The 15,171-nt window shown below is 70.2% G+C and carries 14 protein-coding genes and 1 riboswitch; of the genes, 4 read left to right on the top strand and 10 right to left on the bottom strand.

Going from position 1 to position 15,171, the window contains the following annotated elements:
- Window positions 1-32: 32 nt before the first annotated feature.
- From ABQJ56_RS12260 to ABQJ56_RS12230, 7 genes are all read right to left on the bottom strand, one after another.
- Entirely contained in the window at window positions 33-1,634 is a 1,602-nt protein-coding gene (locus ABQJ56_RS12260) for a peptide chain release factor 3 (RefSeq protein WP_367845289.1), read from the bottom strand.
- 53 nt (window positions 1,635-1,687) lie between these two features.
- Entirely contained in the window at window positions 1,688-3,088 is a 1,401-nt protein-coding gene (locus ABQJ56_RS12255; RefSeq protein WP_367845288.1) for a M20/M25/M40 family metallo-hydrolase, read from the bottom strand.
- An 84-nt stretch (window positions 3,089-3,172) separates the two neighbouring features.
- Complete coding sequence (locus ABQJ56_RS12250) at window positions 3,173-4,141, bottom strand: formylglycine-generating enzyme family protein (RefSeq protein ID WP_367845287.1); 969 nt, start codon at window positions 4,139-4,141, stop codon at window positions 3,173-3,175.
- Window positions 4,141-5,739, bottom strand: coding sequence for a sulfatase family protein (locus tag ABQJ56_RS12245; protein WP_367845286.1), 1,599 nt, complete (start codon window positions 5,737-5,739; stop codon window positions 4,141-4,143). The genes ABQJ56_RS12250 and ABQJ56_RS12245 overlap by 1 nt, the downstream gene beginning before the upstream one ends.
- Window positions 5,740-5,868: 129 nt before the next feature.
- Entirely contained in the window at window positions 5,869-6,588 is a 720-nt protein-coding gene (locus ABQJ56_RS12240) for a 2OG-Fe dioxygenase family protein (RefSeq protein WP_367845285.1), read from the bottom strand.
- Window positions 6,589-6,655: 67 nt separating this feature from the next.
- Window positions 6,656-7,732 carry a cysteine synthase A gene (locus tag ABQJ56_RS12235; protein ID WP_367845284.1) on the bottom strand — a complete coding sequence of 359 codons (1,077 nt, stop codon included), beginning with the start codon at window positions 7,730-7,732 and terminating at the stop codon, window positions 6,656-6,658.
- Window positions 7,733-7,958: 226 nt separating this feature from the next.
- The gene (locus ABQJ56_RS12230; RefSeq protein WP_367845283.1) at window positions 7,959-8,594 is read right to left on the bottom strand and encodes a peroxiredoxin; all 636 of its coding nucleotides are present in this window, start codon (window positions 8,592-8,594) and stop codon (window positions 7,959-7,961) included.
- Window positions 8,595-8,734: 140 nt separating this feature from the next.
- Window positions 8,735-8,847, top strand: a riboswitch (SAM riboswitch).
- Window positions 8,848-8,926: 79 nt separating this feature from the next.
- On the opposite strand from ABQJ56_RS12230, the gene metX reads away from it, so the two are divergent.
- Genes metX through ABQJ56_RS12215 form a run of 3 tightly spaced genes read left to right on the top strand, consistent with a single transcriptional unit; the run spans window position 8,927 to window position 12,266 of the window.
- Complete coding sequence (gene metX, locus ABQJ56_RS12225; RefSeq protein ID WP_367845282.1) at window positions 8,927-9,949, top strand: homoserine O-succinyltransferase MetX; 1,023 nt, start codon at window positions 8,927-8,929, stop codon at window positions 9,947-9,949.
- 47 nt (window positions 9,950-9,996) lie between these two features.
- Complete coding sequence (metB, locus tag ABQJ56_RS12220; RefSeq protein ID WP_367845281.1) at window positions 9,997-11,187, top strand: cystathionine gamma-synthase; 1,191 nt, start codon at window positions 9,997-9,999, stop codon at window positions 11,185-11,187.
- Complete coding sequence (locus ABQJ56_RS12215; RefSeq protein ID WP_367845280.1) at window positions 11,184-12,266, top strand: homoserine dehydrogenase family protein; 1,083 nt, start codon at window positions 11,184-11,186, stop codon at window positions 12,264-12,266. Before metB ends, ABQJ56_RS12215 begins: the two co-directional genes overlap by 4 nt.
- Before the next feature lie 3 nt (window positions 12,267-12,269).
- On the opposite strand, the gene ABQJ56_RS12210 is transcribed toward ABQJ56_RS12215, so the two are convergent.
- Complete coding sequence (locus tag ABQJ56_RS12210) at window positions 12,270-12,923, bottom strand: glutathione S-transferase family protein (RefSeq protein WP_367845279.1); 654 nt, start codon at window positions 12,921-12,923, stop codon at window positions 12,270-12,272.
- A 158-nt stretch (window positions 12,924-13,081) separates the two neighbouring features.
- Here ABQJ56_RS12210 and ABQJ56_RS12205 point away from each other — a divergent pair, with 158 nt between their 5' ends.
- Window positions 13,082-13,651 carry a hypothetical protein gene (locus ABQJ56_RS12205; protein ID WP_367845278.1) on the top strand — a complete coding sequence of 190 codons (570 nt, stop codon included), beginning with the start codon at window positions 13,082-13,084 and terminating at the stop codon, window positions 13,649-13,651.
- 11 nt (window positions 13,652-13,662) lie between these two features.
- Here ABQJ56_RS12205 and ABQJ56_RS12200 read toward each other — a convergent pair whose 3' ends face one another.
- Window positions 13,663-14,562, bottom strand: a complete 900-nt coding sequence (locus ABQJ56_RS12200) for a 5'-3' exonuclease (RefSeq protein WP_367845277.1) — start codon at window positions 14,560-14,562, stop codon at window positions 13,663-13,665.
- Window positions 14,559-15,128, bottom strand: a complete 570-nt coding sequence (locus ABQJ56_RS12195) for a nitroreductase family protein (protein ID WP_367845276.1) — start codon at window positions 15,126-15,128, stop codon at window positions 14,559-14,561. The genes ABQJ56_RS12200 and ABQJ56_RS12195 overlap by 4 nt, the downstream gene beginning before the upstream one ends.
- Between the last annotated feature and the right edge of the window lie 43 nt (window positions 15,129-15,171).

The following is a 15,171-nucleotide window of genomic DNA, read 5'->3' as shown; positions in this document are numbered from 1 at the left end:
CGTCTGCGTGACTTCCGCCATCGGAAGCCGCATCACATTTCCACGGCAGTCGCGTGCTCGCGCGTGGCCGAGAAGCGCACCGCGGGCGAACGTTCCTGCGCCAGCTGCAGGTTCACCCGCGACGGCGCCAGGTAGACCAGCTCGCCGGCGGCGTCGATGGCGAGGTTCATCGCGTTCTTCTCGCGGAACTCCTCCAGCTTCTTCGCGTCGTCGCAATGCACCCAGCGTGCGGTGGCCACGGTCACCGGCTCGAACGCGGCGTCCACGCCGTACTCGTCCTTGAGGCGGTAGGCCACCACGTCGAACTGCAGCACGCCCACCGCGCCGAGGATCAGGTCGTTCGACATCAGCGGGCGGAAGAACTGCGTGGCGCCTTCCTCGGACAGCTGCGCCAGGCCCTTCTGCAAGGCCTTCATCTTCAGCGGGTCGCGCAGGCGCGCGCGGCGGAACAGCTCGGGCGCGAAGTTCGGGATGCCGGTGAACGAGACCGGCTCGCCCTCGGTGAAAGTGTCGCCGATGGCGATGGTGCCATGGTTGTGCAGGCCGATCACGTCGCCGGGGTAGGCGGTTTCCACGATCTCGCGGTCGGATGCCATGAAGGTGAGTGCATTGGCGATGCGCACGTCCTTGCCGGTACGCGTCTGGATCATCTTCATGCCGGCGCTGTAGGTGCCCGAGCACACGCGCATGAAGGCCACGCGGTCGCGGTGCGCGGGGTCCATGTTGGCCTGGATCTTGAACACGAAGCCGGTGAGCTTTTCCTCCTCCGGCTGCACCTCGCGCGAGGTGGTGGCGCGCGGGCGCGGCGCGGGCGCGTGCTCGACGAAGAAGTCCAGCAGCAGCTGCACGCCGAAGTTGTTCACCGCGGAACCGAAGAACACCGGCGTGAGCTTGCCGGCGAGGTAGTCGTCGAGGTCGAACGAAGGCGCGGCGCCCTGCACCAGCTCCAGTTCCTCGCGCAGCTCGGCCAGCGCCTCGCTGCCGATGGCCGCTTCGAGGCCGGGCGCGTCCAGGCCCCGGAAGATGGTGGAATCCTGGCGGGTGAAGTTCTTGCCTTGCTCGAAGATGTGCACCTCGTCCAGCAGCAGGTGGTACACGCCCTTCAGCCGCTTGCCCATGCCGATCGGCCAGGTCAGCGGCGCGCAGGCGATGCCGAGCACGGATTCCACTTCGTCCAGCAGCTCGATCGGCGACTTGCCCTCGCGGTCGAGCTTGTTGATGAAGGTCATGATCGGCGTGTCGCGCAGGCGGCACACCTCCATCAGCTTGATCGTGCGCTCCTCCACGCCCTTGGCGCAGTCGATCACCATCAGCGCCGAGTCCACCGCGGTGAGCACGCGGTAGGTGTCCTCGGAGAAGTCCGCGTGGCCGGGCGTGTCCAGCAGGTTGACGATCTTGCCCTCGTACGGGAACTGCATCACCGACGAGGTCACCGAGATGCCGCGCTCCTTTTCCAGCGCCATCCAGTCGGACGTCGCGTGGCGCGCGGCCTTGCGGCCCTTCACGCTGCCGGCCATCTGGATCGCGCCGCCGAACAGCAGCAGCTTTTCCGTCAGCGTGGTCTTGCCCGCGTCAGGATGGCTGACGATGGCGAAGGTGCGGCGGCGGCGGGTTTCGGCGAGATGGGTGGACATGGCGACGTGTCGATGCGCGGGAACCGGCCATTATAGCGGCTGGCCCGCGCTCCTTATTCCGCCAGCCGCGTCAGCAGCCGGTGCCAGAACGCCAGGCCCGCCGCCAGTTCCGTGGCGGGCAGCTTCTCGTTGAGGCCGTGGGCGAAGGTGTCGTCAGGCTTGGTGAAGGAGGCATCCACGCCGTAGCAGGGCACGCCGGCGTTGCGGAAATACATGCTGTCGGAGGCGCCGGCGGACATGCCCGGCACCACCTCCACGCCGGGGAAGCGCGCGTGCACGGCATCGGTGACCGCGGCGATCACGTCCGGGCGCAGCGGCGAGGCGGGGCTTTCCACCGGTGGCGGGTCCAGCGTGGTGATCGTGGCCTGGGGGTCGTCCATCACCCTGGCGAGCGTGTCGCGCACGCTGGCCACCGGGGTGCCGGGGAAGATGCGGCAGTTCACGTTGACGCTGGCGCTTTGCGGCAGCGCGTTGAGGGCATGGCCGCCCTGCAGCATGGTCGCCACGCAGGTGGTGCGGACCTGGCCCACGTAGGCGGGGTCGGCCGAGATCGTGGCGGCTGCCCGCGCGTCGCCGGGATGTGCCGCGAAGCGCGTCATCGCTGCGCCCAGCGCTCCCGGCGTGTGGGCGCCGGTGGCGCGCAGCGAGGCAAGGGTGATCGCGTTGCCCATGACCGGGAATTGATAGGCGGCGACCTTGTCGATGGCGCGGGCCAGCCGGTAGATCGCGTTGTCCGGCGAGGGCTCGCTGGAGTGGCCGCCGGGCGAGCTGTAGCCGATGCGGAAGTCGGCATAGGTTTTCTCCGCCGCCTGGATTTCGTACACCACGGGCTTGCCCGTGGCGGGGTCGAGCGTGCCGCCGCCGGCGTCGGCATTGAGCAGGAATTCCGCGTCGTGGTAGCGCCTGGCCAGCTCGCGGGTGGTGGCCATGTCGGTTTCCTCGTCGCCCGACAGCAGCAGGACGATGTCGCGGCCGGGCTTGAAGCCTTCGCGCTTGAGCCGGATCAGGGTTTCCACCATCACCACCACCGCGGTCTTCATGTCGGCGCTGCCGCGGCCGTAGAGGTAGCCGTTTTCCTCGACCAGGGTGAACGGGTCGCGTGTCCAGTCGGCGCGCTTCGCCGCCACCACGTCCATGTGCCCGGACAGGTAGATCGGCTTGCCGTGCCCGGTGCCGCGGTAGCGTGCCACCAGCGCGGCGGTCTCGCCCACCGGGATGATCTCCACGTCGCTGGCGGCGAAGCCGCCGGCCTTGAGCTGGTCGGCGAGATAGGCCGCGAGTGCGGGTACCTGATGCCGGCCTTGCACGGTGGGCACGCCGATCGCGTGGCGCAGCATCGCCATGGTGTCGGCCAGCTCGCGTGCGGGTGGCGCGGTATCGGCCAGCGCCGTGCCGGCGACGAGGCCCAGGGCGAGCAGGGCGGCCAGTGGCCGCAGCGAATGTGTTGCCTTCATCCGGCGATCTCCCCGTGGTGCGCCCGGTGGCGCTGCACGGGGAGTATGCGCGACGCATTCGCCGCATGCATCGGGAGGGGGCTCTCAGGGCTGGATATCTGCGACGCAGCGGAAGCCGATGTTCGAGGCCGTGCTGTCGGGCGTGTTGCAGTACCGGGCGGCGACGCGGTAGCGGTTGCAGTACGAGGCATGGCAGAGGAAGGAGCCGCCGCGCATCACGCGTGCCGTCCCCGATGCGGGGCCGCCCGGGTTGCGGCGCTCCGGCGTGCGCTCGCGGGCGAACCAGTCCCGGCACCACTCCCACACGTTGCCGACCATGTTGTAGAGGCCGTAGCCGTTGGGCTCGAAGCTGCGGGCGGGGGCCGTGCCCAGATAGCCGTCGGCCAGGGAGTTGTATTCGGGAAAGCGGCCTTGCCAGATGTTGCAGCGGTGTTCGCCGCCCGGGGTCAGCTCGTCGCCCCACGGGTAACGTTGCTGCACCAGGCCGCCGCGCGCGGCGTATTCCCACTCCGCCTCGCTGGGTAGGCGCTTGCCTGCCCATGCCGCGTAAGCGGCGGCGTCGTTCCACGACACGTGCACGACGGGATGGTCCATGCGTGCGTCGAGGCGGCTGCCCGGCCCTTCCGGCGCACGCCAATGCGCACCCGCGACGGCGCACCACCATGGCGCTGCGGCGGCCACTTGCGGGTGCGTGTCCAGCACCGACTGCGCAAGCAGGCCGTAAAACACGAACGACCAGCCGAAGTGTTCCGCTTCGGTGACGTAACCGGTGGCATCGACAAAGGCGGCGAAATCGGCGTTGCTGACGGCCGTCACTCCGATGAGGAACGGATCCAGCTCGATCTCGCGCACGGGTCCCTCGCCATCGGCGATGAGGCCCTGTTCGTCGTCGGCTCCCATCAGGAACGCGCCGCCCGGCAGTCGGGTCATGGACGTGGCGTCCATGGTGTCGGCGATCTTCGGTTCACCCGGTTGCGCTGGCGCCGCGGGGGATGTTCCGCGGCCGGCCGTGCAACAGGGTTTGCCCGGCTTGTCCAAGGTCGGATCGGCCATCAATCGTAATCGGGCAACGGGTAGATCTGCGGCGCGATCCCGCTGTTGTCGGCGTACCGGGTGCGCAACTGCCGGAGCCTTTCCGCCAGGTCTTCGAACACGTCCTGATAACCGTCCAGAACCTTGTAGTCCGGGTGCTGGAACAGGCTTTCCATTTCGTCCGGATCCTTTTCCAGGTCGAAAAGCTCCCACTCGTTGACGCGGTAGTAGTAGATCAACTTGTGCCGCTGCGTGCGTATGCCGTAATGCGGGAACACGAAATGCGGCGGCCCGAACTCGTAGTAATGGTAGTAGAGGTCGCGGTGCCAATCGGCCGGCGTCTTGCCGTCGAGCAGGGGCAGGATGCTCTTGCCCTGCATGTCCGCGGGAATGTCCAGGCCGGCCATCGCGAGCGTGGTCGGCGCGTTGTCGATGTTGAAAGTCCAGTCGCCGTTGACCGAGCCGGGTTTGACGCGGCCGGGCCAGCGCACCATCAGGGGGACGCGGATGGCCTGTTCGTACATAATGCGCTTGTCGAACCAGCCATGGTCGCCCATGAAGAAGCCGTGGTCGGAGCTGAGCACGACGATCGTCCTGCCGGCCAGGCCGGTCTGGTCGAGGTGGTCGAGCAGCCGCCCCACGCTGTCGTCCAGCGCCTTCAGGTTGGCCATGAAGCGGCGCATGAACTGCTGGTGGTTCCACTGTTGCCGCTGCCGCCGGGTGAGATCCCCGGGCGGGTTGAAATCGGGCATGTCGGCCAGGCGCATGTGCGCCTCGCGCGCGGCGGCGGCGCGGTGGCTGTAGTCGTCCCAGAACGTCCCCGCTTCGGGGAAGCGGTGGTCGTCGAAAATATGATCGTACCTGTGCGGCGGATCGAACGGGCGATGGTCGCTGAACGGCTGGTACGACATCAGGAACGGCTTGCCGGACTGCGCCATGCGGTCGATGGCGGCGATGGCGTAGTCGGTGAGGATGTCGGTCTGGTAGCCCGCATGGCTCGTATGGCGGACGCTGCCGTCGCCGGGCCGGGCCGTGTTCTCCATGTAGCCGCCGGCGGCGTAATAAGGGCCGCCGGCGCCGTCCTTGTAGATGAAGGCGTCGAAACCCGCCTGCCCGGGCGTGCCGGTCACATGCCACTTGCCGGCATGCGTGGTCTGGTAGCCGGCGCGCTGCATGATCCTGGGAAAGGTCTCCTGCGCCACGTCGAAGCGCGACACCGGCTCGCCGGTCGAGCCGCCGCCGGGGTCGTTGGCGATCATGCCGTTGAGGTGGTCGTACTTGCCGGTCAGCAAGGTGGCGCGGCTCGGCGCGCACAGCGCGTTGGTGCAGAAGGCGTTCTCGAAGCGCATGCCTTCGCGGGCGAGGCGGTCGATGTTGGGTGTGTCCATCAGCTTGCTGCCGTAGCAGCTCAGCACGCTGATGGGCACGCCTTCGAGGTTGATCCACAGGATATGCGGATGTTCGCCGGGGCCGTTTGCGGACGTCGCGGCGGCATTCCCGGTGCCCGGTGCAGCCAGCAGGCGGGGCGCAGCCAGTGCCAGTCCCGCCGCAGTGCCGAGTTTCCGCAGGGCGTTGCGACGCGATGGTGAGTCGATGCCGTCGTGTTCGTGTTCGGTCATATGCCACCTTTTCCGGAAACCGCGGGCGACGTCGGGGAGGCACCAATATACGGACGATGCGTGAAGAAAGGCTCCGGACGGCGTGTGGGCTTGCGCTCTTGCGCACCATCCCTGGCGTGGAGTGGGCGCTCAGCTTGCCTTGAACGTCACCACCAGCACGTCGCGGTGCGCGGGTTGTCCGGGATCCTTGGGCACCACCGGGGTGACGCCGTGGAACACGCGGTGGTCGTCGAGCAGGGCGGCATCGAAGGCACGCGCGAGGGTGAACTGGCCCAGCTCGCGGCCGTCGGGGGCATGGATGGTGGTGGTGCCGCGCTCGATGTTCTCGCGGTCGATCAGCAATACCAGCACGTAGTCCACGCCGTCGCGGTGCACGCCTTCGGGGGTGGGCTCGCCGGCCTCGTCGGCGCGCGCCTCGATGCGGAACTGGTGCACCTCGATGCGCCATTGCCGTACCTCCGGCGCCAGCGCGCCGAAGCCGTCGCGGCAGAACGCGAGGATGCGCTGCAGGCTGGCGCCGTCCGCGATCGCCGGCGCGACCGGCTCGAACCAGCGCTCGATGTCGCCCTGCAGCGGGTTGTAGGCCAAGCTCTGGTAATGCGGCTGGTGCGGCTCGCGGCGGATCGCGCCGCCGGCATCGGCGGCGAACACCGCGTGCCGGCGGCGGCGCTGGCGGCCGCGCGCGGCGAGGTAGCCGTCTTCGCCGAGCTGGTTCCAGCTCGCGGCGAACGCGGGCCAGTCGTCGAGCGCGGTCGCGGCCAGCAGGTCGCGCATGGTGTCGGCGGTGACGAAGGCGAAGCCGTCGCGCCGCAGGGCGACGCGCAAATCGGGAGGCGTGGGGGCGTTCATGCGCGCACGCTAGCAGGAAGCCCGTGCAGCGGCACGGCCTTGCGCGTGGCCGTGGGCGGGCAGTGGATCAGAGCGCCTTGGCGAACACCCGGTGCACGATTTCCGCCTGTGGCGGCTGGACCGGTGCCGCGGCCGGGAACGCCTGCTTCAGCCACGCCGGCACCGGGATGCCCTTCCCGCGCAGGAAGGCGGGGTTGAACAGCTTGGCCTGGTAGCGCGTGCCGGCGTCGGCGAGCACGGTGACGATGGTGTGGCCGGGGCCGAGCGCGCGGGCGAGCCGGATCGCGCCGGCGATGTTCACCCCGCTGGAGCCGCCCACGCACCAGCCTTCCTCGTGCAGCAGGCGGTGCGCCAGCGGCACGGACTCGTCGTCGGGGATGGACCAGGCGAGGTCGATCGGCGCGCCGTCGAAGTTCGCGGTGACGCGGCTGGAGCCGATGCCCTCGCTGATCGAGTTGCCGCTGGCGGCGAGCTCGCCGGTGCGCACGTAGCTGGCCAGCGCGGAGCCGGCCGGGTCGGCCAGCGCGATGCGCACCGCGGGCTTGCGCGCCTTCAGCGCATGGCCCACGCCGGCCAGGGTGCCGCCGGTGCCGGCGGCGCAGACGAAGCCGTCCACGCGGCCGCCGGTCTGCTCCCAGATCTCCACGCCGGTGGTGGCGGCGTGCCAGTCGCGGTTCGCGGTGTTGTCGAACTGGTCGGCGAACCACGCGCTGCCAGGCCGCGCCGCGTTCAGCGCCTCGGCGTGGCGGCGTGCGTGGTGGGCGTAGTGGTTGGGGTCCTTGTAGGGCACGGCGGGCACCAGCCGCACCTCGGCGCCGGTGACGCGCAGCGCGGCGATCTTCTCCGCGCTTTGCGTGTCGGGCATGAAGATCACCGTGCGATAGCCGCGGCTGGCGCCGACCAGCGCCAGGCCGATGCCGGTGTTGCCCGCGGTGCCCTCCACGATGAGGCCGCCCGGCTGCAGTTCGCCGCGCCGCTCCGCATCCAGCACCAGGCCCAGCGCGGTGCGGTCCTTGATCGATCCGCCGGGATTCAGGAGCTCGGCCTTGGCCAGCACCTCGCAGCCGGTGAGCTCGCTGGCGTGGCGCAGGCGGATCAGCGGGGTGTGGCCCACGCTGGCGGAGAGGTCGGCTTGGATGCTCATGGTCTGCACGCGGCTCGGGTGGGGTGATGGTGCGCAGCCTGATTGGCAACGAGTCTCGATAGCCTGTCACCGTTCGTCCTGAGCGAAGGCCCGAAGGGCCGAAGTCGAAGGGACGTCGTGGCGGCGCTTCGACTGCGCTTACTATCGCAAGCCACGCTCAGCGCGAACAGGACTTTCCACCGAGACTTTTGCATTTGGCAGGCTGCGTGCGGGGGCCGGAAACCATTCACGCCGCCGGAGCGGGCACCAGGCGCAGATAGGGCTTCAGCGTGCGCCAGCCCTCGGGATACAGCTTGCGCGCGTCCTCGTCGGACACCGAGGGGGCGATGATCACGTCGTCGCCCGGCTGCCAGTCCACCGGCGTGGTGAGCTTGCGGCCGTCGGTGAGCTGCAGCGAGTCGAGCACGCGCAGCACCTCGTCCACGTTGCGGCCCGCGCTCGGCGGGTAGGTGAGGATCAGCCGCACCTTCTTCTGCGGGTCGATCACGAACACCGAGCGCACGGTGACCTTGGGGTCGGCCTTGGGGTGGAACATGCCGTAGAGCCTCGCCACTTCCAGCTCGGGGTCGGCCAGCAGCGGGTAGTTGATTTCCGCGCCGCCCACCTCGGCGACATCCTTCGCCCAGCCGTGGTGGTCGGCCACCGAGTCCACCGACAGGCCGATCAGCTTCGTGTTGCGCGCGTCGAACTCCGCCTTGCGGCTGGCGAACGCGCCCAGCTCGGTGGTGCACACCGGGGTGAAATCCTTCGGGTGCGAGAAGAACACCACCCAGTGGTCGCCCGCGTAGTCGTGGAAGCGCACCGTGCCGGCGGTGGAATCGAGGGTGAAGTCGGGAGCGGTGTCGCCCAGTTGCAGGCTCATGCGGTACTCCTTTGCGAACGGTGCACCCAGCCTGCGCCGGTCATCATGCGGGCGGCAAATACATATCACTAATATGCATATGCACGTCCAGACGTTTAGACGTCTATTGACAGGTTTGCGCGGCACCGGCATATTTGCCCCACTCATCGAGACCGGCTGAGGGACAGGCCCTTTGAAGCCGGGGCAACCTGCGGAATGTTCCGCGACGGTGCCAACTCCTGCGGTGGCGCCATGGCGCCCCGGCAGATGGGCGGCTTGCGCAGGCGGCACTCGTGCCGTACGCGCGGGGCTCCTCTCCGGCATCCGCAGGGCGATGCCGACCGGAGAGACGCATGAGCCAGCTGCCCGAAACCCGCCCCCCCTGTACCGCCGAAGTGGTCGCGCTCCCCGTCGTGCCGCGTGCGCGCGGCGGGCTCGGCGTGCAGCGCAGCACGCGGCGGCTGGCGCTCAATCCGAAGTACGGCAGCGGCCCGCGCGGGGTCGACGTGCGCTACCTGTGGTGCGGTGCGCCGGATGCGCCCACCGTGATCGTGCAGGGCGGCATCTCCGCCGACCGCGACGTCACCGCGCCGGCCGATGCGGCGCCGGGCTGGTGGCAGCCGCTGGTGGCCGCGGGCGCGGCGGTCGATCTCGAGCGCTACCGCGTGCTGGCGATCGACTGGCTGGTCCCCGCCGAACTGGGCACCAGCACCGTCTCCAGCGAGGACCAGGCCGATGCGCTGGCCGCGCTGCTGGACGCGCTGGGCATCGCCCGCGCGCAGGCCTTCATCGGTTCGTCCTATGGCGCGATGGTGGCGCTGGCCTTCGCCGCGCGTCATCCACAGCGGGCCGAGCGGCTGGTGCTGCTGTGCGGCGCGCACCGGGCGCATCCGCTTTCCACCGCGCAGCGCAGCGTGCAGCGCGGCATCGTGCGGCTGGGCCAGCAGAGCGGCCGGCTGGACGAGGCGCTGGCGCTGGCGCGCCAGCTGGCTATGACCACCTACCGCGGCAGCGCCGAGTTCGGTCGCCGCTTCGCCGGCGCGCCGGAGTGGCGCGGCGACCGCTTCCATTTCCCGGTCGAGGATTACCTGGAACACCAGGGCCGCCGCTTCGTCGAACGCTTCGACGCCGAGCGCTTCCTCGCGCTGTCCGAGTCCATCGACCTGCACGACGTGAAGCCCGAGCAGGTGCCGCTGCCGGCCACCCTGATCGGCTTCCCCTCCGATCGCCTGGTGCCGCTGGCCGACCTCTGCGAACTGCAGCGCCGCCTGCGTGGCCCCGCCACGCTGGAGGTGGTGGAGTCGCCCTATGGCCACGACGCCTTCCTCAAGGAGCCGGAGCAACTCGCGCCGCTGCTGCGCGAAGCCCTGCGCTGAAACACGCATACAACACATAGCAACGTCTTGGATTTCGGGAGAACCCCATGAGCGACGACACCGCCTCCAGCACCCGCGCCGTGCGCGCCGGCATCGAGAGCGACACCCAGCACGGCGCGGTGGTGCCGCCGCTGCACCTCTCGACCAACTACAGCTTCGAGGGCTTCGGCAAGAAGCGTCCCTACGACTATTCGCGCAGCGGCAACCCCACGCGCGACCTGCTGGCGAACGCGCTGGCCGAGCTGGAGCAGGGCGCGGGCGCGGTGGTCACCGCCAGCGGCATGGCCGCGGTGGCGCTGGCGCTGGAACTGGTGCCGGCCGGTGCCACGGTGCTGGCCGCGCACGACTGCTACGGCGGCACCTGGCGCCTGCTCGACGCCTGGGCGAAGAAGGGCCGCTTCGCGGTGCAGTTCGCCGACCTCACCGATCCCGCCGCGCTGGCCGCCGGCCTTGCCGCCAGGCCCGCGCTGGTGTGGGTGGAGACGCCGTCCAATCCGCTGCTGCGCATCACCGACATCCGCCACGTGGCGCAGGCCGCGCACGCCGTCGGCGCGCTGGTGGTGGTGGACAACACCTTCCTGTCGCCCGCCCTGCAGCAGCCGCTGGCGCTGGGCGCCGACGTGGTGGTGCACTCCACCACCAAGTACATCAACGGCCACAGCGACGTGGTGGGTGGCGCCGTGGTGGCGCGCACGCCGGAGCTGGCCGAGCAATTGAAGTGGTGGGGCAACTGCAACGGCCTCACCGGCGCGCCGTTCGACAGCTACCTCACCCTGCGCGGCCTGCGCACGCTGGGCGTGCGCCTGCGCCAGCACCAGGAAAACGCCGAGCGCATCGCCGCGCACCTGGACGGCCATGCCGTGGTGCGCAAGGTGTACTACCCCGGCCTCGCGTCCAGCCCGTACCACGCGCTGGCCGCGCGCCAGCAGCAGGGCTTCGGCGCCATGCTCAGCTTCGAGCTGGAAGGTGGCGAGGCGCAGATCGCCGCCTTCGTCGACGGCCTGGAATACTTCTCGCTGGCCGAGTCGCTGGGCGGCGTGGAAAGCCTGGTCGCGCACCCGGCCACCATGACCCATGCCGCGATGGCGCCGGAAGCGCGCCGCAAGGCCGGCATCGCCGACACCCTGCTGCGCGTGTCGGTGGGCATCGAGGATGGCGACGACCTGCTGCGCGACCTCGACGCCGGGCTGGCGCGCGCGGCGGCCGCGGGCAAATCCAAACGCGTGGTGGGTGCATGAGCGCGGTGCTGGCCGAAGCCGCGCCCGCGGCGAAACGCGCGGCGGCGCCCGCCGTCGCCGTGGTGCTGCTGGGCACCGGCGTGGTCGGCGGCGCCTTCCTGAAGTTGCTCAACACGCCGGCCGCCGCCGCGCTGCAACTGGTGGGCGCGGCCAATTCGCGCCACCAGCAGACCGAGCCCGCGAAGCTGGCCGAGCGCAACCTGCGCGAGCAGCTCAAGGGGGCCGGCGCGCCGCGCGACGACGCGGCCCTGCTCGCCGCACTCGACGCCGGCGATGCCGCGATCAAGGTGATCGTGGATGCCACCGCCAGCGCCACGCTCGCCGCACGCCATGCGGAATGGCTGGATCGCGGCTATCACGTGGTCACCGCCAACAAGTCGCTGGGCGGCGGTGAACTGCAGGGGTGGCGCGCGCTGCAGGCGGCGCTGGCCAACGGCGCGCGCTACGGCGATTCCGCCACCGTGGGCGCGGGCCTGCCGGTGCTTTCCACGCTGCGCCGCCTGCGCCAGTGCGGCGACGCGCTGCTCACGCTGGAGGGCGTGTTCTCCGGCTCGCTCAGCTACCTGTTCAACAGCTACGACGGCAGTCGCCCGTTTTCCGCATTGCTGCGCGAGGCGCGCGAACTGGGCTACACCGAGCCTGACCCGCGCGCCGACCTGTCCGGCGAGGACGTGGCGCGCAAGCTGCTGATCATCGCCCGCAACGCCGGCTTCGCGCTGGGCTGGGACGAGGTGCAGGTGGAAAGCCTGGTGCCGGAAGCCCTGCGTGCGCTCGACACCGGGCAGTTCCTCGCCCGCCTCGAGGAACTCGACGAACCGCTCGCCACGCTCCACGCCGAGGCGAAGGCACGCGGCAACGTGCTGCGCTTCCTCGCCCGGCTCAACCAGCGTGGCCGCGCCCGCGTGGGCCTGGTCGAAGTGCCCGCCGGGCATCCCGCCGCGCGCCTCCACGGCACCGACAACCAGTTCGCGCTCACCACCACCCGCTACCACACCCAGCCGCTGGTGATCCAGGGGCCGGGCGCGGGGCCGGAAGTCACCGCGCAGGCGCTGCTGGGCGACGTGCTGGCGCTGGCCTGATTCTCAGGGTGCCGCCTTCGGCACGAACTGCAGGTACGGCTCGGCCTCGCGCAGCGCGCGGGCGAAGGACGGCCGCTCCATCAGCCGCTGCCGGTAGGCGGCGACGTGCGGGAAGTCGTCCAGCGGCTCCGCCCACGCGGAATAGAACAGCGGCGGCGCCGCCGCGCAGTCGGCCATGCTGAATGTGTCGCCCATGGCCCAGGTGCGTTCGCGCATTTCCTGCTCGACCAGCGCGTAGGCGGTGCGCAACTGCCCGCGCGCCTGCGCCACGCCGACCGCGTCGTGGCCGCCTTCGGGGCGCAGCCGGTCGGTGATGATCTTCTGCGTGGGCACGTGCAGGTACAGGTCGAAGAAGCGGTCGCGCTCGCGCACCTCGAACGCGGCCTGCGGATCGGCGGGCAGCAGCGCCGTGCGGCCGGGATAGTGCCGCGCCAGGTACTCGATGACGATGCTGGATTCCGGCACGGTGCGGCCGCGCGCCTCGTCGCGCAGCACCGGGAAGCGCAGGATCGGCCAGACCTTGCGGAACGCCTCGCGCGAGGCTTCCTCGTCCAGCCGCACCTCGCGCGGCTCGAACGGCGTGTCGTTCTCGTACAGCGCGATCAGCACCTTGTGGCAGAACGAGGACAGCGGGTGCATGTAGAGCAGCAGACTCATGGCGGGGTCCTTGGGTGGTCGGAGGCGGGGCCGTGCCGGCGGCCTTCCGCTGCAGCGACGAACGGGGCGGCGGATTATCGACACGGACAGGCGATTGCCGCCGGATTCACCCGGGTGCTAGCGTCCGTCGCGTCCCCACCCACCGCAAAGGAACACGCATGAATTCGGCAAGCCCCGAAGTCCTGGAGGTGCGCCTGGCCCGGCTGGAGCGCTCGCTGCAGCGCGCCCGCTGGGGCATGCTCGGCCTGCTGTTGCTGGTGGTGGCGCTGTTCCTCGCCTGGTACGGCGTGGGCGGCATCGTGCAGCGCGAGATACGGGTGCATCGCATCTATGCGGTGGATGACACCGGCACGGTGCGCGTGCGGATCGGTCAGGATCCCGCGGGCGGTCATCGGCTGAGCCGTGTTGCGGGCGTCACCTTCTACGATGGCACCGGTCTCGAGCGCGGCGGCATGGGCACCATGGCCAATGGCAGCGCGGCGGTGGCACTGGATGCGTCGAGCACACCGAAGGGCACGGATCGCGATCGCGTCGGCCTGATGGTCGACGGCAAGGGCAACACCATGTTCATGCTGCTCGATGCCAAGGCCGTGCCGGTAGTGGTGGCGAAAGGCGGCGACAAGGGTGGCAGCCTGCAGGTGTCCGCGCTGACACCGGACGGCAAGCAACTTCAGGTGCGCACGCTGGGCGTGGACGGAGACAGGCAGTCGACCGAGGATGCGGATTGAGCGGCGCCGGTTTACGCCAGCAGGGCCTTGAGCCGCGTCCGCGTCAACGGCCCGAAGCGCAAGCGCTCGCACAGCGCATCGAGCGCGGCGCTGTCGCCGGCCAGGCGCAGCAGTGAATCGGCATCTTCGGGCACCGGCGCGTCCAGCGCGATGCGGGTGAGCCGCCGGTAGAGCCGTGCCTGTTCGCCGTGTTCGCGCAGTTTCGCGGCGCAGCTGGCGGCGCCGCGCAGGCGCAGGAAGGGGACCTCGTCCACGCGTTCGAGCAGGGCGTCGAGGCTGCCGAAGTGGCTGAGCAGGGCGGCGGCGGTCTTGGCGCCGATGCCGGGCACGCCGGGGATGTTGTCCACGGCGTCGCCGCACAGCGCGAGGTAGTCGGCGACCTGGTGCGGGTGCACGCCGAGTTTCTCGTGCACGCCGGCGGGGCCCCAGCGCAGGTTGCGGGCGTAGTCCCACTGCTCGTCGTGCTCGCCCAGCAGCTGGCCGAAGTCCTTGTCGGCGGAGACGATCACGCCGGGCACGCCGTGTGCGCGCAGGCTCCACAGCGCGCTGCCGATCAGGTCGTCGGCTTCGTAGCTGTGGTCGATCATCACGGTGATGCCGAGCGCCGCGGTCACTTCGCGGCACAGCACGAACTGGCGTTCGAGGTCGGGCGGCGGCAGCTCGCGGTTGGCCTTGTAGGGTGGGTAGATCGCGTTGCGGAACGAGCTGGTGAGCGAGGCGTCGAAGGCCACCGCCAGCCGTTCCGGCCGCGCCTTTTCCAGCAGTTCGCACAGGAAGCGGGTGTAACCGTGCACGGCGTTGGCCGGATGGCCGTCGGCGTCGTGGAACTCGTCCGGCATCGAGTGCCAGGCGCGGAACACGTACAGGCTGCCGTCGACCAGGTGGGCGGCATCGCGGTGTCGCGCGCTCATGGCGTCCAGGTGCCCAGGAGCTCATCGAGCAGCGGGCGCTCGCGGTCGGGCACCTCGATCTGCGGCGTGCCCAGGTGCACGAAGGCGACCACGTGCTCGTTCGCGGCCAGGCCGAGGATGGCCGCCACGTCGGGATCGTAGGCGGCCCAGCCGGTGAGCCACTGCGCACCGTAACCCAGCGCGCTGGCGCCGAGCAGGATGTTGTACGCCACGTTGCCGGCGCACAGGCGTTGCTCGATCTCGGGCACCTTGCTGGTGTCGTCGAGGCGCGCGACCACCGCGATCACCAGCGGCGCGAAGGTGTAGCGCAGGCGTTCCTTCTCGCGCTTGGCCTCGGACAGTTCCGGCTGCTTGCGGATCGCCAGTTCGGCCAGTCGCTCGCCGAAGCGCAGCTTGGCTTCGCCGGCCAGGCGGACCAGCCGGAACGGCACCAGCTTGCCGTGATCCGGCACGCGGATCGCGGCGCCGAGCAGCTCGCGCAGCGTGGCTTCGTCGGGTGCGGGTTCGCCCAGTTGGCGCGAGGGAACGGAATGGCGCTGCAGCAGCAGTTCAAGCGGGGCGGCCATGGTGGAACCGTGTTGCGGAAAGCCGCATGGTAACCCGCGCGGG

Source organism: Rhodanobacter geophilus (genome assembly GCF_040812275.1).
Lineage (GTDB): Bacteria > Pseudomonadota > Gammaproteobacteria > Xanthomonadales > Rhodanobacteraceae > Rhodanobacter_A > Rhodanobacter_A geophilus.
This window is presented reverse-complemented; position numbering and strand designations above follow the sequence as displayed.